The sequence below is a fragment of the Microbacterium sp. M1A1_1b genome, from assembly GCF_053345565.1.
Genome location: NZ_JBKFAJ010000007.1, coordinates 131471 through 153575, shown reverse-complemented (window position 1 = coordinate 153575; position 22105 = coordinate 131471). Strand labels below are relative to the sequence as shown.

The window sequence follows — 22105 nt, the reverse complement described above, 5'->3', positions numbered from 1 at the left end:
TGGCGGACCATCGCCGTGTCCGCCGCGGCCGTCGTGGCCACCGTGGTCGGCACGCTGGGCGGTCTGGCCGCGCAGTCCGCCGTCGCGGCCACGCCCGACTGCAGCGCGGGCTCCGTGCTCAGCATGATCGCGCACCCGGACGACGACCTGCTCTTCCAGGGGACCGCACTGCGGAAGGCGATCACGGGCAACCAGTGCGTGCGCTCCGTCGTCGTCACCGCGGGTGACGCCGGCTACCCGAAGTGGTACTGGCAGAGCCGTCAGCAGGGACTCATGGCCGCGTACGCGCAGATGGCCGGTGTGACGTCGACGTGGGTCGCGAGCGACACGGTCGTCGCCGGACACACGCTCCGGACCGAGACCCTGTCGACCGCACCCCGCATCAGCCTGGTGTTCATGGAGCTGCCGGACGGCAACGTCGAGGGGAACGGCTTCTGGGGTGACGGCTACCAGAGCCTGCAGCAGGTCTACCTGGGCTACGCGAACTCCATCACGACGGTGCCCGACGCGGACCACGCCGAGACGTACACGCTCGACCAGCTCCGGGCGACGATCCTCGGCCTGATCCAGCTGACGAAGCCGAACCACATCCACAGCCTGGACAACGTGGGCACCTACGGAGACGGCGACCACAGCGACCACCACACGGTCGCGTACCTGACCGACCAGGTGCAGCAGCAGTACACCGGGTCACACGACTTCACCGGGTACATGGGCTACCCGATCGCCGACCGGCCGTCGAACCTGACCGCGGCCGAGACGAGCGCCAAGGCCGACACGTTCTTCACCTACGCGCCCTCCGACTTCCTGACCTGCAGCTCGTACGCGTCCTGCGGCGACCGGCCCGAACCCCAGTGGCTCAGCCGCGAGTACACCGCAGGGTCGACGGTCACCGCACCCCCGGCCTCCACGGCCGTGGACGTGACCGCCGGGGCGACCGTCACCGCGAGTGCGGAGAACGCCGCCGACGGGCAGACCGCCGCGAAGGCGGTCGACGGTGTCGTCAGCGGCTACCCGGACGCGCCCTCGGCGGAGTGGGTCGCGCCGAACGGCGGGGTGGGCACGTGGATCCAGCTCGGGTGGGCGTCGGGCACGACACTGTCCGAGGTCCGGCTGGCCGACCGCCCGAACGCCGCCGACCAGGTGACCGGCGGGACCCTGACGTTCTCCGACGGGTCGAGTGTCGCGGTGCCGTCGCTGTCGAACGGCGGCGGTCTGCAGGCGGTCACGTTCAGTGCGCGACCGGTGACGTGGGCACGGTTCACGGTGACGTCGGTCAGCGCGTCGACGCAGAACGTCGGGCTCTCCGAGATCCGTGCGTTCGGGCCGTCCGGCACGACCGTCCCGACACCGCCGGTGACGACGACCCCGGTCGAGGTGACCAAGGCCGCCACCGTCACGGTGAGCGCCGACAATCCGGCCGACGGGCAGACCGCTGCGAAGGCGGTCGACGGTGTCGTCAGCGGGTACCCGGCGAACTCGTCCGCGGAGTGGGTCGCGCCGAACGGCAGGGCCGGCACGTGGATCCAGCTCGGGTGGGCGTCGGGGACGACCCTGTCCGAGGTGCGGCTGGCCGACCGCCCCAACACGGCCGACCAGGTGCTCGGTGGCACGCTGACGTTCTCGGACGGCTCGAGCGTGTCCGTGCCGGCGCTGCCGAACGGTGGCGGACTGCAACCCGTCACGTTCAGTGCGCGCCAGGTGACGTGGGTGCGGTTCACGGTGACCTCGGTGAGCTCGTCGACCGAGAACATCGGTCTGGCGGAGATCCAGGCGTTCGCCCCGGCAGGCACGACCGTGACGCCGACGCCGACGCCGACGCCGACGCCGACGCCGACGCCGACGCCGACGCCGACGCCGACGCCGACGCCGACGCCGACGCCGACGCCCACGCCGACCCCGACGCCCACGCCGACGCCCACCCCGACCCCGACGCCGACGCCGACCCCGACCCCGACGCCCACGCCGACCCCGACGCTCACCGACGTGACCAGCGCGGCGAAGCCCTCGGCGGTCAAGGACAACCCGGCGGACGGCCAGACCGCGGCCAAGGCCGTCGACGGTGTCCTGTCCGGCTACCCCGCCAACCCGGGCGCCGAGTGGGTGGCACCGGGCGGCAAGACCGGGACGTGGTTCCAGCTCGACTGGACCACGCCGGTGTCCCTGAAGCGGGTCGTCCTGTACGACCGTCCGAACAGCACCGACCAGATCACCGCCGGGACCCTGACGTTCTCCGACGGGTCGAAGGTCACCGTCGGCAGCCTGCCCAACGCCGGTGGGCCGCTGACCGTCGACTTCACGGCCCGGAAGGTCTCGTGGGTCCGGTTCACCGCCACCAAGGTCTCGAGCGGCACGCAGAACGCCGGGCTGTCGGAGGTGCGCGCGTGGGCGGCGACCAGCTGACCCCCGATGACGTCGTCGACCGACCGATCGACCTGCAGGATGCCTGGCTGGACGCCGACGCGGCGTCGGCCCACGGCGCAGCACCCGCCCACGGCGACGGGATCGCTCGACACGGACGCGGACACGGACACCGGACGGGTCGCGCCCGACGGCGCATCGCGCTCGCCGTGGGCGCGATGGTCGTCGTGGCCGGTGTCGTCGCCGTTGCGACGACCTCGGCGGGGACCGACCCGACCGACCCGAGCGGAGTGGTGATGCCGACCACCGACGGCGCCGGATGGCACCGGGTGTTCTCCGAGGACTTCACGAAGGACACCCCGACGGGCGGGTTCGAGGACGCCTACCAGGACCGGTTCTCCGTCTACCACGGGTTCGCCGACACCGCAGGGACCGGCCGCTACTCGGCGTCGGCGCTGAGCGCGCACGACAGCATGCTCGACATGCGGCTCCGGACGACCGCCGGCGGCACACCGCTCGCCGGTGGGGTCGTCCCGTTGATCGACGGGCAGTGGGGCGGGCAGACCGCCGGCCGGTACAGCGTGCGGATGAAGAGCGACCGGGTGGACGGGTACGGCGTGGCGATGCTGCTCTGGAGCGACGAGAACGTCTGGTCGCAGGGCGAGGTCGACTTCCCCGAGGGCAACCTCGGCTCGGCGGCGCAGCTCAACGTGCACTGCCTCGAGGACCCGCCACAGAAGTGCGTGCACTACGAGACCCCGGCGTCGTTGTCCGACTGGCACACCTACACGATCGAGTGGACGCCGGTGCGGATGTCGTTCCTGATCGACGACGCGGTCGTCGCCACGACGACCTCGAGCATCCCGATGTCGAAGATGCACCTGGTGGTGCAGACCGGCTCGATCGGTGGGCGTCCGCCCCGCAGCGCCGAAGGGTCCCTGCTGATCGACTGGATGACCATCGACGTGCCGGCTCAGGGAGCCGAGCCGCCGGCGACGCTGCCGGAGGGCGAGACCGTGCCGGACCAGGGCACCTGGACCGTCGCCGATCGCCAGACGGGCTGACCCGCGACGCACCCCACGTCCGAGACCGGCTGGCCGTGCCAGCCGGTCTCAGACGTGTGCGAGCCAGTGTCTCAGCGGCGCGCGAGCGAGTGCAGGGCGCGGAGCAGGGCACCGACGTGTGCAGCGCGCCCGTACCGCTCGTCGACCCACCGACGTGCCCGCGCACCGAGCGTCGCGTCGTGGGCGGCTTCGTCCAGCCCGTCGACGATCTTGCCCGCGAGGGCGACGGCGTCCGTCGGGTCGACGGTGAACCGCGCCCACTCGTCGGCCAGGATCTCCGCGGTGCCGCCGGATGCGGCCGCGACGACGGGCACACCGGTCGACATCGCCTCGACGACCACACGGCCGAAGCCCTCGGGCTCGATCGACGGTGCGACGACCAGGTCCGCCGCGTGCAGCAGCGGGACGACGTCGTCCCGCTCCGGCAGCACCAGGACCGCGCCGTCGGGCAGCGCAGCGATCGCTCGTTCGACCGCCGGGGCCTCTTCCGGGTAGAGCGCGCCGGCGAGCACGAGCAGCGGTGTCCGGGGCATCGTGCCGCACGACGAGCGTCCGGCCAGCGTCAGGGCGTCCGCCGTGGCCCGGGCGAGCACGTGGTGCCACGCCTCGAGCAGCGCGACGACGCCCTTCGACCGGGTGAGGCGTCCGTAGTACAGGACCGTCGGGGTGTGCTCGTCGATGCCGAGCGCGGCCTTGGCATGGTGCGTGTCCGTCGTGTCGGCAGCCGGGAACGCGGCGGTGTCGACGCCGTTCGGCACGAGTCGGATGCTGCGGGCGGGGGCGCCGGCGGCACCCCAGGCGGCGGCCATCGAGTGCGACACGGCCAGGAACCCGGTCCGCCCACCGGCCATCGGACGGATCCGGTGGTAGTTCGGCAGGTGGTGCAGGTGCACGCCGAGCGGGACGCCCGACACCATCGACACGACCCGGCCGAACGGCAGGTGTTCCGGCCGGTTCAGCCAGAGGACGTCCAGGTGGGACCGTCGGAGCCGCAGGCCGAACCGCGCGAACCGCGCGACGTCGACCAGGGCGGTACGGACGGAGAACCGGGGGTCCGGTGCCTCGGCGAGCGGGACGCCGAGCTCCTCGAACGCGGCACGGCCGTCCTCGGGTCGCGGCGCGGTGGCGTTGCGGTGCCAGACCTCGACGTCGTGGCCGGCAGCGACGAGCTCGGTCGTGTCCTCGAGGACGCACCGTTCCAGGCCGCCGGTGATGGCGAGCCCGGCGGTCAGCACGCCGATGCGGAGCGTGCGCCCCTGGTCGACTCCGTCGCCGGTCATCAGATCCCCCCTCGTGCGGCCCGCAGACGGCGGACGAACCACGGGAGACACCCGAGGACACCGGCGACACGGATCCAGTTCCAGAGCACGTCCTGCGGGACGAGCAACGACGCGCCGGCGATCACCAGCGCGGCGAGCACCGGCAGCACGACGCCCAGGCGCGGACCGCGCCACTCGCGACGGTCGGAGATCGCGAGCAGCTGCATGCCCGCCAGCACGACGTACGAGACGACGGTGGCGAGTGCGGCGCCGGCGATGCCGAACAGCGGGACGAACACCAGGTTGGCGCCGATGTTCAGGACACCGGCCACGGCGGCGACGACCCCGACGGTGACGCCTCGGCGTTCGATGAGCAGCAGGCGCCCGGTCGCACCGCTGGCGACGACGGGGAAGGCCGTCAGCGCGACGACGAACACGACGATGGTCAGGTCCTGCACCCGGTAGGACGCCGGCGCCAGGATCGGCAGGGCGACGGGGGAGACCAGCGTCACGGCGAGCAGCACGGGGGCGAGCATCTTGTACAGCTCGTCACGGGAGTGCATCGCCAGGTCCCGTCGAGCGGCGGCGTCGCGGAGCGCGGCGAAGTGCGGCGCCCAGGCCTGGTTCGTGAACGTCAGGAGCAGGATCACCGCGGACCCGACGACGTAGGCGATCTGGTACCGCGCCACCTCCTCGGGGCCGAGCAGACGCTGCACGACGACCCGGTCGCCGGCGTTCAGCACGAAGTACGACAGGTTGCCGAGCGCGATCGGGATCCCGAGCTTGAACGCCCGGGCGGTGGTCCGGTGGTCGAGCAGGCCCGCCAGGCGAGGACGTGTGGCGGCGATGCCGATGACCATCGCCACACCCTGCGCGACGACGCCGCCCCACGCGTACGTGGTCGCGTCGGCGTGCACCAGGGCCAGCAGCCCGAGGCCGATGATCGAGCCGCCGATCGAGGACAGCAGGCTCGTCACCGCGAACACACGGATGCGGTCCTGCGCGACGAGGAGTGCCAGGGAGATCTGCACGATCGCGGCGGGACCCGTCCAGAGCACGGCGACGAGCAGCAGCGGGTGCGCCCCGACGAAGCCGGCGGCGTCGGCCCAGAGCGGGATCGTCGTCAGTGCGAGCACCGTGACGAGGATCGCGGTCACCATGCCGACGGCGATCAGGCCGCGGGCACGGTGGTCGTTGCCGTCCTCGGCGCGTTGCAGCACCGACGCCTGGTCGATCCCGAGCACCGCCAGGACGACGAGCGCCTGGTAGAGCGCGATCGCCGAGGCGAGCACGCCGAACTCCGCGGGCGGCATCAGGTGCGCCAGGACCGGGGAGATCAGCGACGAGACGACGAGCTGCATCGACCAGACGACGACGTACAGCAGGCCGCGGCCGAACAGGACCGACGAGCCCTTGCGGACCGCGACGGAGCCGGTGTCGAGCGCCTCGGGCACCGGCGCGACGGCGTCGCGGGCGGCGACGGCCTCGCGGGCTGCCCGGGCCTCGCGGCGGGTCTGCGGGGGCAGCGTCACGGTGCGACCACCTGCCCGGCCTCGGTCGCGGCGGACCGTCCGACCCGCAGCCCGAACGCGGCGTCGACGACGTCGAGCAGGTCGGCACTCCGTTCCGTCGAGAACTTCCGGGCGAACAGCAGCGGCAGGCGCTGCTCGGCGTCGGTGCGCTGCTCGAACAGGCGGCCGCAGTCCTCGATCGTCAGCCACGGTGGGCTCTTCCGGGCCTGGCCGTCCCACCCGATCCACCAGAGGGTGTGCGGGACGTGTTCCTCGACGAAGTCGGGGGTGAGTGCGGGGGAGTTCAGGACCGAGGGGACGAACGTCTCGTCCGCGATCCACGTGCGGCGCCAGAACGCCACCAGGTCCGGGCGGTTGTCCACCACGTCGACGACGGCGGCGGCGTGGTGCCGCGCGAGGACCTTGAGCTGCGATCCGCCAGCGAGCACCACGTCACGCGGGATGCGGCGGGGGATCGGCACCCGGATCATCGTCTTCTGCCACGCCCAGTGGGGGTACCGGACGCGGGCGTAGCCACCGGAGCGGCCCCACTCGGGGAACGGCAGCGGCTGCACCTGTGCGAAGGACTGCTCGGGGTGCTCGCGGAGCACCGCGGTGATCTCGTCCGGGTTGGCGAGCGGGTAGTCGCTGCCCGTCAGGACGGCGACGTGCGAGGCGTCGGTCTGCTCGAGCGCGGCCCGGTAGCCGGACACCTCGGCGGCGACGTTCTCCCACTTCGCCCATCCGGTCCGGATCCGGGGGAGCAGCCGCACCCGCTCGGGGAGCCCGTCCGTCATGGCCCGGTACACCGACTCGGGGGTCCGCGCATCGACGTGCAGGAACACCGGGAACGGGTCCAGCGCGTCGATCAGGCGACGGACGTGGTCAGGGTCCTCGTGAGCGAGGACGATGCACGCGGGCGCCGTGGTGGGGATGGCCATGGACGCGACGCTAACGGCGCGGTTCCGGGGCCGACAAGGCGACCCGGGGGCCTCTGCGGGGAAGCGGCGGTTTCCCGCACCCGGCCTGTCAGGGGCCTGGGGATCAGCGCTTCCGGCGGTACTTCGGGCAGTCGCACAGCGCGCAGTCGGTACCCGGCCGGTAGTGCTCGTGGGCGTCCTGCCCGTGGCCGCAGACACAGGTCGCGGTGTCGACCGAGACGACCGCGAGTTCGGACGGGAGGACCGCGCCGAACTCGGTCCTGGGGCCCAGCGGCATGCGTCCTCCTCGTGCCGGCGTGCTGCCGCCGGGTCGTCCCCACGATCCTAGGGGGAACCACCTGGTCACTGGCGGCAAACCGCAAGAGGAACGGGGGTCGCCGCACGCACCACGGGCCCTCGTTGCGCGTGCGCTGACACCACCGGAGCATCGGACCATGACCGATCACCAGGCCACCGTGTCCCGCGTGCTGACGATCGCGCCCGCGATGCCCTCGCCCGACGCACCCACCTGGGCCGGCGCGGCCTGGGTCGGCGCGATCGACCGACCCGCGGCGCTCGCCGCGTCCGCCGTCGAGCTCGCCGGCGCCGTCGGCTTCGACCGGGCGCGCCTGCTGGTCCGCGACGGCCGCGAGGTCGCCGGCTTCGTCGACGTGGCCGTCGACGCGAGCGGCGACGTGGACCAGGCCGAGCTGGGACCGGCGTTGCGTGCACTCCGCGCCACGAGCCTCCCGGCCGCCCCGCAGGGCGCACCGGTCGGCCGCATCTCCGTCGTGATCGGCACCCGCGACCGTCCCGAGGACGTCCGCCGCTGCGTCGCCTCGGTGCTGGCGTCGGCGTACGACGACTTCGAGGTGTTCGTCGTCGACAACGCCCCGACCACCACCGCGACCCGCGACGTGGTCGCCTCGTTCCGCGACGCTCGCCTGCACCACGTCCTGGAGGCCCGACCCGGCGTCTCGCGCGCACGGAACGCCGGTCTCGCCCTGGCGACCGGGTCCGTGGTCGCCTTCGTCGACGACGACGTCGTCGTCGACCGGCACTGGCTCGCGGCGCTCGCCGACGCCTACGCCCGCGACGCGGACGTGGTCTGCGTGACCGGACTGGTCCCGAGCGGCGAGCTGCGGAACCCCACGCAGCGGTACTTCGACGAGCGGGTGACCTGGGCGCGGAACCTCGACCGCCGGGTGTTCCGCACGTCGGCGCCGCCGGCGGACCTGCCGCTCTTCCCGTTCTCGGTCGGCGCGTTCGGCACCGGCGCGAACATGTCGCTCCGGCGTGACGCGGCGCTGGCGCTCGGCGGCTTCGACGTCGCCCTCGGTCCGGGCACCCCGTCCCGTGCGGGCGAGGACCCGGACCTGTTCACCCGGGTGCTGTTCTCCGGCGGGGCGCTGGCGGTCGAACCGTCGGCGTTCGTCTGGCACAAGCACCGCTCGGACCGTGAGGCCCTGCGGGCGCAGGCGCTCGGGTACGGCACCGGGCTCGGCGCCTGGGTCGCGAAGCTCATGACGCAGCCGCGCACGGCGGCCGCGGTGCTCCGTCGTGCCGTCGGTGCGCTCCGGCAGCTCGGGGCGCTCGGACAGGGCGGCTCCGACCAGGTGTCGACCGCGGTGTCCGCGTCCGCCGGGTGGCCGGTCGACGACGAGTTCCGCGCGGCGACAGCCGGACTCAAGCGCGTCGAACTGGTCGCGGCGCTCGGTGGCCCGTGGCGCTACCTGCGCGGCCGCCTGCGCGCACGCGGCTAGCCCCGGCGCCGCCCCCGCGGCCGGCGCCGCCCCTGCGCGCGTCGCGGCCGGCGCGGCCCGCACAACGAAGAGCACGCGACACCACGGTGATCCATGGTTTCGCGTGCTCTTCGTTGTGCGAGAACGGCGCCGTTGCCGTCCCCGCACGCTCGGGGCAGGCCGGTCAGACCGCCTGCTTGGCCTCGACCTCGCGCCAGAACTTCCGGCTCTTGAAGTAGGCCGCGGGGCCCGCCGGGAAGCCACGGAACTCGTGGTACGCCAGCGAGCGGGGGATCCGGGTGGTCGACGCCTCGGTGATCGTCTCCGCGGCTGCGTCGCGCTTGCCCGCCAGGCGGGAGAGGAGCTGCGCGAGCTTGATCTTGCCCGCGCGCGGCATCAGTCGCGCCAGCACGAGCGCGTGCCGCCGGTCCTTCGCGATGAGCTCGCACATCAGCGCGGTGAACCCGACGCCGTTCGAGTGCAGTTGCCCGTGCAGGCCCTCGAGCGTCTGGCGGTGGCGGTGGTGCACGACGGCGCGGGGCTCGAAGCCGATGCGCCCGCCGCCCCACAGGATGTCGATGAAGATCGCCAGGTCCTCGCCACCACGTGCGGGAACGCCGGCGCCGAGCACCGGGTCGAACCCACCGACGGCGTCGAAGGCCGAGCGGCGGACCGCCCAGTTGGCGCCGGCGCCGTAGCCGCCGATGCCGTAGATCGCGAAGTGCTTGCGGACGGTGCCGTCGGGGTCGACGGCCTTCGCCTGCGCGTGGCGCATCACGCCGGGCACGTCGTCCGGCACGATCGTCACCGGGTCGAACGTGCGCTCGCCGCTGAAGCCGCCGTAGTACGCCTCGTACCAGATCTGCGCAGGGGTGGCGAGCTCGACGGGCAGGATCATCCCGGTCACCGCGGACACCTCGGGCTCGCGGACGAACCGCGTGCCGATCGACCGCAGCCACTGCGGGTCGACGCGCACGTCGTCGTCGGTGAAGGCGATGACCTCGCCCGTCGCCGCTGCGACACCCGCGTTGCGGCCGGCGGAGCAGCCGGGGCGCCGCTCGACGACGAGCCGGACGTCGCGGCCGTCCAGCAGACCCGGCAGCGCGTCGATCTCGGGGAGGGTGACGCGGTTGTCGACGATGACCACCTCGTAGTCCGGGTAGTCGAGGTGCTCGAGGTAGTCGAGCAGGTTCCGGATGTCCGCCACCCGCGTGACGATCGTCGACACGACGATCGAGATCTTCGGCAGGTCGTGGTCCGCGACGGGCGCCACCAGGGTCTCGGCGGCGGACTTGCGGTCCTCGACGAGCGGCAGGAGCGCACGCTCGGCGTCGGCGGGGTCCTCGGTCAGCAGCACGTCGATCGTGGTCACGGGGAAACCGCCCCGGTAGCCGACGACCAGCGCGGAGGTGCCGTTCTCGTCGGCGACGAGCCGCGGGAGCGGGGCATCGAGGTCGACGCTGACGACCCGTCGGGGGCCGGGCACGGTGACAGGGGAGAGCTGGGTCATGGTGGGGACGCTACGGGCAGGCCCTCGGCTGCTCAACGCCCGGGCGCGGTGGTGGCGGGGTTCATGCGGGGTTCCGCAGCGGCCCCGTGCGGGGTCCGCCGACCCCCGGTGAACGGGGAGCGGTGCGTGAGCGCTCACCCAGGAAGTCACCGGAAGTCCAGAGGTCACGCTCAGGTAACGGCGCGATGCAACCGGTTGCGGATCGCCGTGGCCGGGCGTACGTTCCCCATCCAGCAGGCAGTGTCGCCTGCTCCAGGGGTCCGTCGGCCGGTGTCCGGTCGGCGTCCCCTGGTGATCTCGATGAGGAGACAACGCTGTGAAGAACCCACGCGCGAAGGTGCGACTCGCATCGGTGGCGGGCGTCGCCGTGATCGGACTCGCACTCGCCGGATGCTCGGGCGGGAGCTCGGGGTCGAACGACGCCACGAGCGGCCAGGACAGCCGCGGACCGATCACGTACGTCCAGGGCAAGGACAACTCCAACGTGGTCCGACCACTGATCGCCAAGTGGAACAAGGCGCACCCGGATGAGAAGGTCACGTTCAAGGAGCAGTCCGACCAGGCCGACCAGCAGCACGACGACCTGGTGCAGCACTTCCAGGCCAAGGACGACGGCTACGACGTGGTCGACGTCGACGTGGTGTGGACCGCGGAGTTCGCCGCCAAGAGCTGGCTGGTCCCGCTGACGGGCAGCATGAAGATCGACACGTCGAAGCTCCTGCCCGCGACCGTGAAGACGGCCACGTACAACAACACGCTCTACGCGGCACCGCAGACCTCCGACGGTGCGCTGCTGTACTACCGCAAGGACCTCGTGAAGACGCCGCCGACGACGTGGGCCGACATGATGCAGGACTGCTCGATCGCCAAGCAGAACGGCATGGGGTGCTACGCCGGCCAGTTCGCCAAGTACGAGGGCCTGACCGTCAACACGTCCGAGGCCGTCAACGGCTCCGGCGGGTCGATCCTGACCAAGGGCGGCGCCCCCGACGTCGACACCAGCAAGGCCAAGGCCGGCCTGCAGAACCTGGTCGACGCGTTCAAGGACGGCAACATCCCGGCCGAGGCGATCACCTACCAGGAGGAGCAGGGCCGCACCGCGTTCGAGGACGGCAAGCTGCTGTTCCTGCGCAACTGGCCCTACGTCTACAACCTGGCCAAGACCGACGGGTCCAGCAAGGTCAAGGACACGTTCGGCGTCGCACCGATCCCCGGTGCCGACGGCGTGGGTGCATCCACGCTCGGTGGCCACAACGCCGCGATCAGCGTCTACTCGAAGCACAAGGCGACCGCGCACGACTTCCTGGAGTTCCTGGAGTCGAACGAGACGCAGAAGTTCTTCGCGACGCAGGGCTCGCTGGCCCCGGTCGTCGGTGACCTGTACACCGACTCCGACCTGACGAGCAAGCTGCCCTACCTGCCGACCCTGCTCGAGTCGATCAAGAGCGCGGAGCCCCGCCCGGTGACGCCGTTCTACCCGGCCGTCACCAAGGCGATCCAGGACAACTCCTACGCGGCGCTCAAGGGCTCGAAGAGCGTCGACCAGGCAATGCAGGACATGGACGCCGCCCTGAAGTCGGCGACCAGCAGCAGCAACTAGCGACCCCGGTCGCTGCGGCTCGCGCCGCATCGGACTGGAGGCTCGTGGCGGGCCCGCCACGAGCCTCCAGTCCGCCCCCACTCGTGTTCCGACACCGGCAAGGAGGCCGTCCGTGTCAGCAGCAACAGAGATCCCCGCCGCCGTCCCGAACCCCACGGGGCTCGAACCGCAGAAGCGGCGGCGTGGCGGCCTGAACGCCGAGCACGGCCGCTGGGCCGTGTACCTGATCGGCCCGACGATCGTGCTGTTGGCGATCGTGATCGGCTACCCGGTCGTCAGTGCGATCATCCAGTCGTTCCAGCTCGACGCCGGACTCGACAAGGCGACCGGCCTGTTCGTGCAGGGCGGCTTCGCCGGCGTCACGAACTACGCGCACTGGCTCGGACAGCAGTGCGGCAACGTCACCTGCCCGCCCGGCAGCCTCGGCTCGCAGTTCTGGGTGTCGATGGGCAACACCGTCTTCTTCACGATCGTCACCGTGGCGTTCGAGACCCTGATCGGGGTGTGGATGGCGATCATCATGAACCGCAACTTCACGGGCCGCGCCCTGGTCCGCGCCGCGATCCTGGTGCCGTGGGCGATCCCGACGGCCGTCACCGCGAAGCTCTGGTACTTCATCTTCGACGCGAACGGCGTGCTCAACCACGTCATCGGTCACCAGATCCTGTGGACCAGCGGCGAGTGGGCATCGCGGTGGGCGGTCATCATCGCCGACACGTGGAAGACCACCCCGTTCATGGCGCTGCTGATCCTGGCGGGCCTGCAGCTCATCCCCGAGGACGTCTACGAGGCCGGCAAGATGGACGGTGCGTCGACGCTGCAGCGCTTCTGGCTGATCACGCTGCCGCTGCTGCGACCCGCGCTCATGGTCGCGATCCTGTTCCGCGTGCTCGACGCGCTGCGCATGTACGACCTGCCTGCGATCCTGACCGGCGGCGGTGGTGGGTCCGGCAACGCCACCACGACGCTGTCGATCCTGGTGGTCGACCAGATCCGGCAGGGGTTCAACTCCGCATCGGCCCTGTCGACGATCACGTTCCTGGTCATCTTCATCGTCGCCTTCCTGTTCGTGCGCTTCCTCGGAGCGAACGTCGTGCAGACCCAGGCGGCCCAGCAGAAGGGTGAACTCAAGTGACGCTCGCAGCCGACCGCCCCCGGTCCACCACCCGCTCGCGCGAGAAGTCGATCGACCGCGCCGACGTCCGCATCAAGCGCGACACCGGTCCTCGTGTCCGCACGGCCGTGCAGGCGATCGTCATCGCGGTCTGGTGCCTGCTGCCGTTCTACTGGATGGTCGTCACGAGCTTCCGCGACGTCGGGTTCACGTTCGACGCCACTCCCTGGCCGACCCACGTCACGCTCGACAACTACACGACGGCGTTCTCCACCGCGCTCGGCAACCACCTGGGCCGTGCGCTGGCGAACAGCCTGCTGATCGGTGGCGTCGTCACGATCATCGCGCTGCTGGTCGGCACGAGTGCGGCCTACGCGCTGGCGCGGCTGGAGTTCAAGGGCAAGTCGCTCATCGCCGGTGCGATCCTGGCGGCGTCGATGTTCCCGGGCGTCGCGCTCATCTCGCCGCTGTTCCAGCTCTTCACGGACATCGGCTGGATGGGGTCGTACCAGGCGCTGATCCTGCCGAGCATCTCGTTCGTGCTGCCGCTGACGGTCTACACGCTCGCGAGCTTCTTCCGCGAGATGCCGTGGGACCTCGAAGAGGCCGCCCGCATCGACGGGTGCACCCGCGTGCAGGCCTTCCGGCGGATCATCCTGCCGCTCGCCGCGCCCGCGGTGTTCACGACCGCGATCCTGGCGTTCATCTCGTCCTGGAACGAGTACCTCATCTCGTCGCAGCTGTCGAGCGACGCCACCCAGCCCGTGACCGTCGCCATCGCGTCGTTCGCCGGTTCCCAGCCCCACCAGGAGCCGTACACCGCCGTGATGGCGGCGGGGACGATCGTCACGATCCCGCTCGTCATCCTGGTGCTCGTGTTCCAGCGACGCATCGTGGCCGGCCTGACCGCCGGCGGCGTGAAGGGCTGACGGCCATGGCCCTGCGTTCCCCGCGTCGACCCTCGGCGCCCATCGAGGAGGCGATCGGCTTCGTCGGCTTCTTCGGCATCGCGTTCCTGCTCGTCACGGTGTTCTGCGAGTTCACGGGGCGCCCCGCCCTGGGCTGGGCACTCACCCTGCTGGCGTGCGTGCTCGCCGTGGTCGTGCTCGACGTCTGGCGGGTGCGGGTGCTCCGGCGGACCGCGAGCGCGGACGGCTGACGGGCCTCCAGGCCGTGTGATGGGGATCCAGGAGATCGCGACCGTCACGGGGCTGTCCAAGGCCACGGTCTCCCGCGCGTTGCGCGGACTGCCGACGGTCGCGGACACCACGATCGACCAGGTCCGGCGGGTCGCCGACGAACTCGGGTACGTCCCCAGTTCGGCGGCGGCCGGTCTGGCCACCGGACGGCAGCGCGCGGTCGGCGTCGTCGTGCCGGTGATCGACCGGTGGTTCTACGTCAAGGCCATGGGTGGGGTCGACGCCGAGCTGCGCCGCGCCGGGTACGACCTGGTGCTGTACAACCTGGGCGGCCCGGACGGCGACCGTGACCGTGCCTTCCGGCGCTCGATGCTGCGGCACCGCGTCGATGCCCTCGTGCTGCTGTCGCTCGTGCTCGATGCGACCGAGCGGAACGAACTGCAGCTGAGCCGCCACCCGATGATCGTGATCGGCGGGCCGGCCCCGGGCATCCGGAACGTCGGCGTGGACGACCTGCACGTCGAGGGGCTCGCCGTCGGACACCTGCTCGCGCTCGGCCACCGACGGATCGCCTACGTCGGCGGGCAGGACGAGGCCGGGATGAACGTGGCGGTGCCCTACCGGCGGCGCGACGGGTTCCTGGACGGCATGCGCGCCGCCGGGTGCCCCGTGGCCGACCGGTGGCTCGTCGACGGCCGGTTCTCGTTCGCCGGGGGAGTGGCCGCCGGTGCTGCGCTGCTGGACGTCCCCGCTCGGGACCGGCCGACGGCGGTGTCCTGTGCGTCCGACGAGATGGCGCTCGGCGTGCTGCTCACCGCCGCCCGGCTGGGACTGCGCGTGCCGGAGGACCTGTCGGTGGTCGGCATCGACGGCCACGAGTACGGCGCTCCGGCGGGGTTGACGACCGTCGCGCAGGACCCCGAGGCGCAGGGGCGGACCGCCGCGCTCGCGGTCCTGGCCGAGGTCGACGGCGCTCCGGCCGACCTGCTGCCCGCGGCCCCGGCACGGCTGGTGGTCCGGCGGAGCACCGCGGCGCCGCGGACCTGAGGCTCGGTCCCTGCGCAGCCTGCTGGCGCGGACGTTCGCTGCCTGCTGGCGCGGACGTTCGCTGCCTGCCGGCGCGGACGTTCGCCGCCTGCCGGCGCGGACGTTCGCCGCTTGCCGGCGCGTACGCTCGCGGCATGCAGGTGACGAAGCTCGAACACGCGTGCCAGGTCGTCGAGCAGGACGGTGCCCGACTGGTCATCGACCCCGGCGGCTTCACGCGCGACGTCGACGTGGACGAGGTGGTGGCGGTCGTCGTCACCCACGAACACCCGGACCACGTCATGCCCGAACAGCTCACCCGGATCCTCGGAGCGAACCCCGGTGCGCGGGTGTTCGGGCCGCCCGGGGTCGCCCGGGCACTCGCCGACACCGGCGTGCACGTCGAGGTCGTGACGGACGGGTCCACGCACACGGTCGGGCCGTTCGACCTGACGTTCCACGGCACGCAGCACACCGTCATCCACGCGTCCGTGCCGGTCGTCGACAACACCGGCGTGCTGGTGGGCGGGCGGCTCTTCTTCCCCGGGGACAGCTACACGGTGCCCGGGGTCCCCGTCGAGGTGCTCGCGGCCCCGGTGGGTGCGCCGTGGCTCAAGGTCGCCGAGATGATGGACTACGTCACCGCGATCGCACCGCGCCGCGCCTACCCGGTGCACGAGGCGACACTGTCCGACATCGGGTTCGACATGCACGTCGGGCGCCTGCGGCAGGTCGTGGAACCCGCCGGGGAACTCGTCGTGTTGCGCCCGGGGGAGTCGATGGCCCTCTGACCGGGCGGTGGTGACGGCGTGGCCGGCCTGCGACACGCCTCGTTTTGGCGCGCTGCCGGGCTTGTGCCATACTTGTCGAGTTGTCGGAACGGCCCCATCGTACAGAGGCCTAGTACGTCGCCCTCTCACGGCGGTAACGCGGGTTCGAATCCCGCTGGGGTCACCACGGTGGCTTCCTCCGAGTCCGACAACAAGTATGCCGCGGCCCCATCGTATAGCGGCCTAGTACGCTGCCCTCTCACGGCGGTAACGCGGGTTCGAATCCCGCTGGGGTCACCACCAGAACTCCCGTCGGACATCGTCCGGCGGGAGTTCTCGCGTTCAGGCCGCACGTGTTGCGCGTGACCAGTTCAGCTCGCCGCCGTGACGTCCCGGACGACGAAGCGCGGGATCTCCACCGCCAGCGTCGCGCGGCACGTGGTGAAGGTCGGCCCCGTCCGCACGTGTTCGAGCCGCACGCGCAGCACGCCGTCGTCGCCGGCCACGTCGACCGACCACCCACCCGGTTCGCTCGGCAGCTCGGTCGCGGACATCGGTCGGAACGCGTCCAGGCGCGTGTCGCCGGTGTGCCGGACCGCGGCGGCGACGGCTGCCTGCTCGACGTGCGACAGGGTCGACCGCCCGCGGTACCCGTCCTGCAGGACCCGACCCTGCAGGTACGCATCCGCGATCGCCACCGGGTCGTGGTCGTCGACACGACCGTGGTTCACCCCGTGCGGGAACAACATCATGGTGGCGGCGAAGCGGTCACCACCCAGGTGCGAGCACTCCCACGTCTCGTCGGGGTAGGCCTCGGACAGCCGCTCGGCGACCGCCCGACCCCGCACCGCGCAGCACGCGTCGTGGCGCCCGTGTGCGCACACCACGAACAGCGCCTGGTCGGACGGGACCCCGGAGCTGCCGTCGAGCGGGAGCGTCAGGAACTCGTGCGGGGACGAGACTTCGCCCCAGTGCGTCGTCGCGCGTTCGGCGTCGACCACGGCCCACCGCCACCGGCCGGAGCCGCGGGAGCGCCCCGGTCGACGCACGGCCAGGATCCGCATGCCGGCGTGCTGCACCCGCCGGGCGATCGCCGCACCCAGCTCGGGGTCGAGCACGGGGGAGTCCGTCCACACGTTCCAGCCCCAGGCGCCGGCGACCTCGACGAGCAGCCAGCGCTTGCCGGGGGACGCCGTGGCCGACACGTCCTCGTCGCGCAGACGGGCGCCCGCGCTGCAGGCCGGACCGCCGCTCGAGCGGGGGAGTCCGGGGTCGGTCGGTCCGGTACGACGCCACTCGGTCACGAGGCCGGTACCAGCACGCCTTCCCGCAGCAGGCGTCGCACGACGACGACGGCGTCGTCCTCGTCGAGCCCCGGCAGCGTGCCGACCGCGTGGATGGTGCCGTCCGACAGCGCATGCAGTGCGTCGGAGCACACGGCGGGCAGCCGCACGGTCGTCCTCGGCAGCGTGATCGCGACCTGGGCGCCCTCGGTGCGGACGTCCGCCGGCAGGCCCTCGCGCCAGCGCACCCGGTCGGTGCCGGTCAGCGCCGCCGCGACCTCGACCGTGTGCAGGGGACGGACGGGTTCGGGCCGGGTGGACCGAGCGAAGCGGGCTCCGACCGTGGCGGCGACGGCGGGCGAGGGGTCCTCCGTCGTCGTCAGCGCGGCGACCAGGTCGTCGGCGGCCGCACGGACCTCGGTAGCGATCTGCTCGGGGTCGCCGAGGTCGATGCCGAGCGGCAGTGACGCCCGCAGCGCATCGGAACGCAGGGCCCGCTCGACGAGCACCCGCGCCAGATCCGAGCGCGTGACGGCGGGCATGCCGATCGTCAGGTGGATGGTGGTCCCACCGAGCGCGGTCGCCGAGTGCAGGTACCCACGGGGCAGGTAGAGGGCGTCGCCCGGTGCCAGCACCGTGTCGATCGCGGGCGTGCCGGCAGCGCGGGCGGCCACGGCGTCGCGGTGGTCGCTCCACGGCTCGTCGCCGAACGGCAGCTCGTTGACCGGCTCGTGGATCACCCAGCGTTTCTCGCCGGCGATCTGCAGCACGAACACGTCGTGCACGTCGTAGTGCGGATCGAACCCGCGCGAGGACGCCGGGGTGATGTACGCGTTGACCTGGGCCGGGTGCCCGAGCTCGGCGACCAGGCGCCGCGTGAACTCCTGCAGCGGCGGCCAGGTGCGGTGCAGACCCTGCAGCACGATGGTGGACCCGGCGGCGAACTCGGCGAGCACCTTCTCGGAACTGACCTGGTCACCGACCTCGGCGCCGTAGCCGCCCGGTGCGGTGAACGCCTGCGGGGACAGCACCGAGCCGTCCTTCGCCATCCGGATGAACGGCGTCCGGAGCCCCCGGACACTCAGCAGCTCGTCGGCCGCCTGGGTGGAGAACAGGTCGTCGAACGTCGACCCGAGGTCGTCGGCGCTGCTCAGGAGCGCCTGCCGGCCCCAGTACCGGTCGGCGAAGTCGTCGGCCGGGACGGCGACGCACCGCTGGAGTGCGCTCGCCGTCCCCACCGTCTCGAGCCCTCGGCTCACGCGGAACCGTCCGCGCCGCCGTCGTGGCCGTTGGGGTTGGCGCCGCCGTCCGCGGGGCCTTCGCCCGCGTCGGCGGAGCCGTCCGCACCGCCGTCGTGGCCGTTCGGGTTCGCGCCGCCGTCCGCGGGGCCTTCACCGGCGTCGGCGGAGCCGTCCGCACCGCCGTCGTGGCCGTTCGGGTTCGCGCCGCCGTCCGCCGGGCCTTCGCCGGCGCTCTGCGGGTCGGTCGTGATGTCGTCGTCGTTGATGCTCATGGTGGTCCCTTGTTCACCGAGCGGCGCGGTGCCGTCTGCGCCCGAGCGTAGGACGTGCGGCTGACGAGGGTCCAGGATTGTCCCGTGCATGACGACCGACCACCCCATCTCCGCTGGCACCTGATCGGTCTCGTGGCCCTCGGCGGCGCGATCGGCACCGCCGTGCGAGCCGTGCTGTCCGACCTGGCACCCGCGGTCGACGGCCTGAGCTGGACGATCCTGGCGATCAACGTCGTCGGGGCGTTCTGCCTCGGGCTGCTGCTCGAGGCGCTCGCGCGGCGCGGCCCCGACGTCGGACGGCGGCGCACCGTGCGGCTGCTCGTGGGCACGGGTGTCCTCGGCGGGTTCACGACCTACAGCACCCTGGCGGACGACACCGCACGGTTGCTCGTCGACGGCCGGTGGGGTGCAGGCACCGGGTACGCGCTGCTCTCCGTGGTGCTCGGGCTCGCAGCCGTGGTCGTCGGCCTGGTCGTGGCCACCCGGGTGCGCACCGCCGGGAGCGGACGGTGAGCCCCCTCGAGGTGCTGCTGGTCGCCGTGGGCGGCGGGCTCGGGGCAGCGCTGCGCTTCGTCCTGGACGGCGTCGTGAAGTCCCGCGTCAGCGGCTTCCCGCTCGGCACCATGGTCATCAACGTGAGCGGATCGCTCGTCCTGGGGCTGCTGACCGGCCTGGGCCAGGCCGGGACGCTCGCTCTCGTGCCCGTCGCGGTGCTCGGGACGGGCATGATGGGTGGGTACACGACGTTCTCGACGGCGAGTGTCGAGACCGTGCGACTCGTGCAGGCCGGCAAGACCGGCTCCGCAGTCCTGAACAGCCTCGGCATGCTCGTCGTCTCGGTCGGCGCAGCCGCGCTCGGCCTCTGGCTCGGAAGGAACACATGACCTCGGAACGCCCCGGCGAACTCGTCCTCGTCCGTCACGGGGAGACGGAGTGGTCCAAGAGCGGTCAGCACACCGGCCGCACGGACATCCCGCTCACCGACAACGGCATCGAGCAGGCGCAGCGCGCCGGACGGTACCTGGCCGACCGGGACTTCGCGCTCGCGCTGTCGAGCCCACTCCGGCGTGCCCGCGACACCGCCGCGCTGATCGGCCTGGACCCCGAGCTCGACGAGGACCTGTACGAGTGGGACTACGGTGCGTACGAGGGCCTGACGACCCCGCAGATCAAGGTGCAGCGCCACGGCCCGTGGGACCTGTGGACCGACGGTGTGCCCGCCGGAGCGACCCCGGGCGAGTCCGCGGCCGAGGTGCGTGTCCGGGCGGAACGCGTGCTCGACCGCGCGCGCCTGGAGCTGGCCGAGGGCCAGGACGCCGTCTTCGTCGCGCACGGCCACGTGCTGCGGGCGATCGGCGCGGCGTGGATCCGGCTCGCCCCCCAGGACGGCGCGGTGCTGGCACTGTCGACCGCCTCGGTGAGCGTGCTCGGCTACGAGCACGGCCGCCCCGTCATCGACGCCTGGAACATCCAGCCCCGCTAGGCGTGGAACCGCCGGACGGGAGGCCCGGTGCCAGCTGGCACCGGGCCTCCTGTCTGGCGGGTGGTCGCGCCCAGAGCGACACTGCCGCTGTCGTACGACAGCGGCAGTGTCGCCCCGGCGGCAGGCCGCCAGCGGGACGACACGATCGATGTCGTACGACGTCGGCGATGTCGTTCCGAGTCAGCCGCGGGGGCGGGGGCGGGCGAGCCGCGGGGTGCCGGTCAGACCGTGGCCTGGGTGCCGTGCACGCGTCCGACCACGACGTCGACGATCCCCGCGACGAGGGCCGCCGCGACGAACGCCAGCGACACGCCGAGCCCGAGCGGCAGCCCGGTCGTGTGGTCACCGTTCGAGCTGGCGAGTGCCGAGTAGAACACGCTGCCGACGGCCGCGATCCCGATCGCCGAGCCGACGCGGGCGCCGACCTGGATCAGCCCGCCCGCCGAGCCGCCCTGTTCGACGGGCACCTCGGACAGGGTGAGGGTCTGGTTCGGCGAGATCGTCAGCCCGGACCCGATGCCGGCGACCAGCAGCGGTGCGATGAGCCACCAGCCCAGGTCGGGACCGTAGTGGTTCGACACCACCCACACCACGGCGCCCAGGCCGATCAGCACCAGGATCGTGCCGATCACGATGAGCTGTCGGCCGAACCGGTGCACGATCCGCCCGCCGATGGTCGACGCGATGCCCGAGCCGACCGCGAACGGCACACTCGTCGCACCGGCCAGCAGCGCCGAGTAGTGCAGCCCGGACTGCAGGGTCAGGGTCAGCACGAAGAACAGCGGGGTGAAGCCGGCGAAGTACAGCGTGGCCAGTCCCACTCCGAGCGAGAAGGACCGGCGGCGGAACAGCCCGAGGTCGATCACCGGTTCCTTGGTCCGCGCGTACCGGCGCTCCCACAGCACGAACGCCACGGCGAGCACCACGGCGACGACCACGAGCCACCACTTCGTGCCGCTCTTCCACACCTCGGACTGCACGAACGGCAGCAGCAGCGCCACGACGGCCGCACCGAGCAGGGCGATGCCCACCGGGTCGAAGTCGTGCTGCTTGCCGCGCTCCGACGACGCCGCTGCGGGCAGGTAGCGGAAGGCCAGGAGGATCGTGACCAGCCCCACGGGCAGGTTCACGAAGAAGACGAAGCGCCACCCGTTCTCGCTGCCGAACGCGGTGATCAGCAGGCCGCCGATCAGCGGGCCGATCGCGGTCGCGATGCCGACCGTCGCGCCGAAGAGCCCGAACGCGGTGCCACGCTCCTTGCCGCGGAAGAGCTGCTGGATGAGCGCGGTGACCTGCGGGGTGAGCAGACCGCCTGCGAGTCCCTGCACCAGGCGGGCGATGACGAGCACCAGGCCGTTCGGGGCGAACCCGCACAGGGCGCTGGCGACGGTGAACAGCCCGACGCCGATGACGAACATCCGACGGCGCCCCGAGGCGTCACCAAGCCGACCGCCGGGGACCAGCAGCAGCCCGAAGGACAGGGCGTACCCGGACAGGATCCACTGCACGGCCTCGGGGGTGGCCCCGGGCAGGCCGGCGGAGATCGACTGCAGCGCGACGTTCACGATCGAGACGTCGAGCAGCACGATGCCACCACCGAGCAGACAGATGACGAGCGCCTTCCAGCGGTTCGGGTCCGGTGCGTCGTCGGCCGGCGGTGGCGACGTCGGCTGCTCGGGCGGACGCGGGGTCGCGGTGGCGGCCGCGTGGTGCGCGGCGTGGTGCTGGACGGTGGGAGGCTGGTCCGGCTCGACGGGTTTGCGGTGATCGGCGCTCATGACGCTCCCACGCTAGGCTCGCCCGTCCCGCC

The 22105-nt window shown here is 72.2% G+C and carries 21 protein-coding genes and 2 tRNA genes; 14 read left to right on the top strand and 9 right to left on the bottom strand.

Annotation, left to right across the window (positions count from 1 at the left end; genetic code table 11):
- Window positions 1–15: 15 nt before the first annotated feature.
- Window positions 16–2403, top strand: coding sequence for a DUF7402 domain-containing protein (locus ACLBWP_RS15715; RefSeq protein WP_447655863.1), 2388 nt, complete (start codon window positions 16–18; stop codon window positions 2401–2403).
- Window positions 2385–3425: a glycoside hydrolase family 16 protein gene (locus ACLBWP_RS15710; protein ID WP_447655862.1), complete on the top strand. Its 1041-nt coding sequence runs from the start codon at window positions 2385–2387 to the stop codon at window positions 3423–3425. The genes ACLBWP_RS15715 and ACLBWP_RS15710 overlap by 19 nt, the downstream gene beginning before the upstream one ends.
- A 71-nt stretch (window positions 3426–3496) precedes the next feature.
- Here the strand turns inward: ACLBWP_RS15710 and ACLBWP_RS15705 are convergent, their stop codons facing one another.
- The 4 genes from ACLBWP_RS15705 to ACLBWP_RS15690 all read right to left on the bottom strand — a co-directional run bounded on the left by ACLBWP_RS15705 (window position 3497) and on the right by ACLBWP_RS15690 (window position 7413).
- Entirely contained in the window at window positions 3497–4705 is a 1209-nt protein-coding gene (locus ACLBWP_RS15705; RefSeq protein ID WP_447655861.1) for a glycosyltransferase family 4 protein, read from the bottom strand.
- Window positions 4705–6216, bottom strand: coding sequence for an oligosaccharide flippase family protein (locus ACLBWP_RS15700; RefSeq protein WP_447655860.1), 1512 nt, complete (start codon window positions 6214–6216; stop codon window positions 4705–4707). The genes ACLBWP_RS15705 and ACLBWP_RS15700 overlap by 1 nt, the downstream gene beginning before the upstream one ends.
- The gene (locus ACLBWP_RS15695; RefSeq protein ID WP_447655859.1) at window positions 6213–7136 is read right to left on the bottom strand and encodes a beta-1,6-N-acetylglucosaminyltransferase; all 924 of its coding nucleotides are present in this window, start codon (window positions 7134–7136) and stop codon (window positions 6213–6215) included. Before ACLBWP_RS15695 ends, ACLBWP_RS15700 begins: the two co-directional genes overlap by 4 nt.
- A 103-nt stretch (window positions 7137–7239) precedes the next feature.
- On the bottom strand, window positions 7240–7413 hold the full coding sequence (locus ACLBWP_RS15690; RefSeq protein ID WP_447655858.1) for a hypothetical protein: 174 nt from the start codon (window positions 7411–7413) through the stop codon (window positions 7240–7242).
- A 157-nt stretch (window positions 7414–7570) separates the two neighbouring features.
- On the opposite strand from ACLBWP_RS15690, the gene ACLBWP_RS15685 reads away from it, so the two are divergent.
- On the top strand, window positions 7571–8878 hold the full coding sequence (locus ACLBWP_RS15685) for a glycosyltransferase family 2 protein (protein WP_243564437.1): 1308 nt from the start codon (window positions 7571–7573) through the stop codon (window positions 8876–8878).
- A 163-nt stretch (window positions 8879–9041) separates the two neighbouring features.
- On the opposite strand, the gene ACLBWP_RS15680 is transcribed toward ACLBWP_RS15685, so the two are convergent.
- Window positions 9042–10367 (bottom strand): glycosyltransferase family 2 protein, encoded by a 1326-nt coding sequence (locus tag ACLBWP_RS15680; RefSeq protein ID WP_447655857.1) that lies wholly within the window; start codon window positions 10365–10367, stop codon window positions 9042–9044.
- 316 nt (window positions 10368–10683) lie between these two features.
- On the opposite strand from ACLBWP_RS15680, the gene ACLBWP_RS15675 reads away from it, so the two are divergent.
- From ACLBWP_RS15675 to ACLBWP_RS15640, 8 genes are all read left to right on the top strand, one after another.
- On the top strand, window positions 10684–11967 hold the full coding sequence (locus ACLBWP_RS15675; protein ID WP_447655856.1) for an ABC transporter substrate-binding protein: 1284 nt from the start codon (window positions 10684–10686) through the stop codon (window positions 11965–11967).
- Window positions 11968–12079: 112 nt separating this feature from the next.
- Complete coding sequence (locus ACLBWP_RS15670; protein ID WP_374202508.1) at window positions 12080–13102, top strand: carbohydrate ABC transporter permease; 1023 nt, start codon at window positions 12080–12082, stop codon at window positions 13100–13102.
- Window positions 13099–14010, top strand: a complete 912-nt coding sequence (locus ACLBWP_RS15665; protein WP_374202509.1) for a carbohydrate ABC transporter permease — start codon at window positions 13099–13101, stop codon at window positions 14008–14010. The genes ACLBWP_RS15670 and ACLBWP_RS15665 overlap by 4 nt, the downstream gene beginning before the upstream one ends.
- Window positions 14011–14015: 5 nt before the next feature.
- Window positions 14016–14240 carry a hypothetical protein gene (locus tag ACLBWP_RS15660; RefSeq protein ID WP_243561889.1) on the top strand — a complete coding sequence of 75 codons (225 nt, stop codon included), beginning with the start codon at window positions 14016–14018 and terminating at the stop codon, window positions 14238–14240.
- 19 nt (window positions 14241–14259) lie between these two features.
- Window positions 14260–15267, top strand: a complete 1008-nt coding sequence (locus tag ACLBWP_RS15655; protein ID WP_447655855.1) for a LacI family DNA-binding transcriptional regulator — start codon at window positions 14260–14262, stop codon at window positions 15265–15267.
- Between the two features lie 134 nt (window positions 15268–15401).
- Entirely contained in the window at window positions 15402–16037 is a 636-nt protein-coding gene (locus ACLBWP_RS15650; RefSeq protein WP_447655854.1) for an MBL fold metallo-hydrolase, read from the top strand.
- A gap of 90 nt (window positions 16038–16127) precedes the next feature.
- A tRNA-Glu gene (locus ACLBWP_RS15645) sits at window positions 16128–16203 on the top strand.
- A gap of 37 nt (window positions 16204–16240) precedes the next feature.
- Window positions 16241–16316, top strand: a tRNA-Glu gene (locus ACLBWP_RS15640).
- 71 nt (window positions 16317–16387) lie between these two features.
- On the opposite strand, the gene ACLBWP_RS15635 is transcribed toward ACLBWP_RS15640, so the two are convergent.
- From ACLBWP_RS15635 to ACLBWP_RS15625, 3 genes are read right to left on the bottom strand one after another with little or no spacing between them, the layout of a single operon-like run.
- Entirely contained in the window at window positions 16388–17320 is a 933-nt protein-coding gene (locus ACLBWP_RS15635) for a sucrase ferredoxin (protein WP_243561892.1), read from the bottom strand.
- On the bottom strand, window positions 17317–18558 hold the full coding sequence (locus ACLBWP_RS15630; protein ID WP_447655853.1) for a cupin domain-containing protein: 1242 nt from the start codon (window positions 18556–18558) through the stop codon (window positions 17317–17319). Before ACLBWP_RS15630 ends, ACLBWP_RS15635 begins: the two co-directional genes overlap by 4 nt.
- Window positions 18555–18812 carry a BatC protein gene (locus ACLBWP_RS15625; protein ID WP_243561894.1) on the bottom strand — a complete coding sequence of 86 codons (258 nt, stop codon included), beginning with the start codon at window positions 18810–18812 and terminating at the stop codon, window positions 18555–18557. Before ACLBWP_RS15625 ends, ACLBWP_RS15630 begins: the two co-directional genes overlap by 4 nt.
- 84 nt (window positions 18813–18896) lie before the next feature.
- On the opposite strand from ACLBWP_RS15625, the gene ACLBWP_RS15620 reads away from it, so the two are divergent.
- Genes ACLBWP_RS15620 through ACLBWP_RS15610 form a run of 3 tightly spaced genes read left to right on the top strand, consistent with a single transcriptional unit; the run spans window position 18897 to window position 20295 of the window.
- Window positions 18897–19325, top strand: coding sequence for a fluoride efflux transporter FluC (locus ACLBWP_RS15620; RefSeq protein WP_447655852.1), 429 nt, complete (start codon window positions 18897–18899; stop codon window positions 19323–19325).
- Entirely contained in the window at window positions 19322–19696 is a 375-nt protein-coding gene (crcB, locus tag ACLBWP_RS15615) for a fluoride efflux transporter CrcB (RefSeq protein WP_243561896.1), read from the top strand. Before ACLBWP_RS15620 ends, crcB begins: the two co-directional genes overlap by 4 nt.
- Complete coding sequence (locus ACLBWP_RS15610) at window positions 19693–20295, top strand: histidine phosphatase family protein (RefSeq protein ID WP_447655851.1); 603 nt, start codon at window positions 19693–19695, stop codon at window positions 20293–20295. Before crcB ends, ACLBWP_RS15610 begins: the two co-directional genes overlap by 4 nt.
- Before the next feature lie 221 nt (window positions 20296–20516).
- On the opposite strand, the gene ACLBWP_RS15605 is transcribed toward ACLBWP_RS15610, so the two are convergent.
- Window positions 20517–22073, bottom strand: a complete 1557-nt coding sequence (locus ACLBWP_RS15605; RefSeq protein ID WP_447655850.1) for an MFS transporter — start codon at window positions 22071–22073, stop codon at window positions 20517–20519.
- Window positions 22074–22105 lie beyond the last annotated feature (32 nt).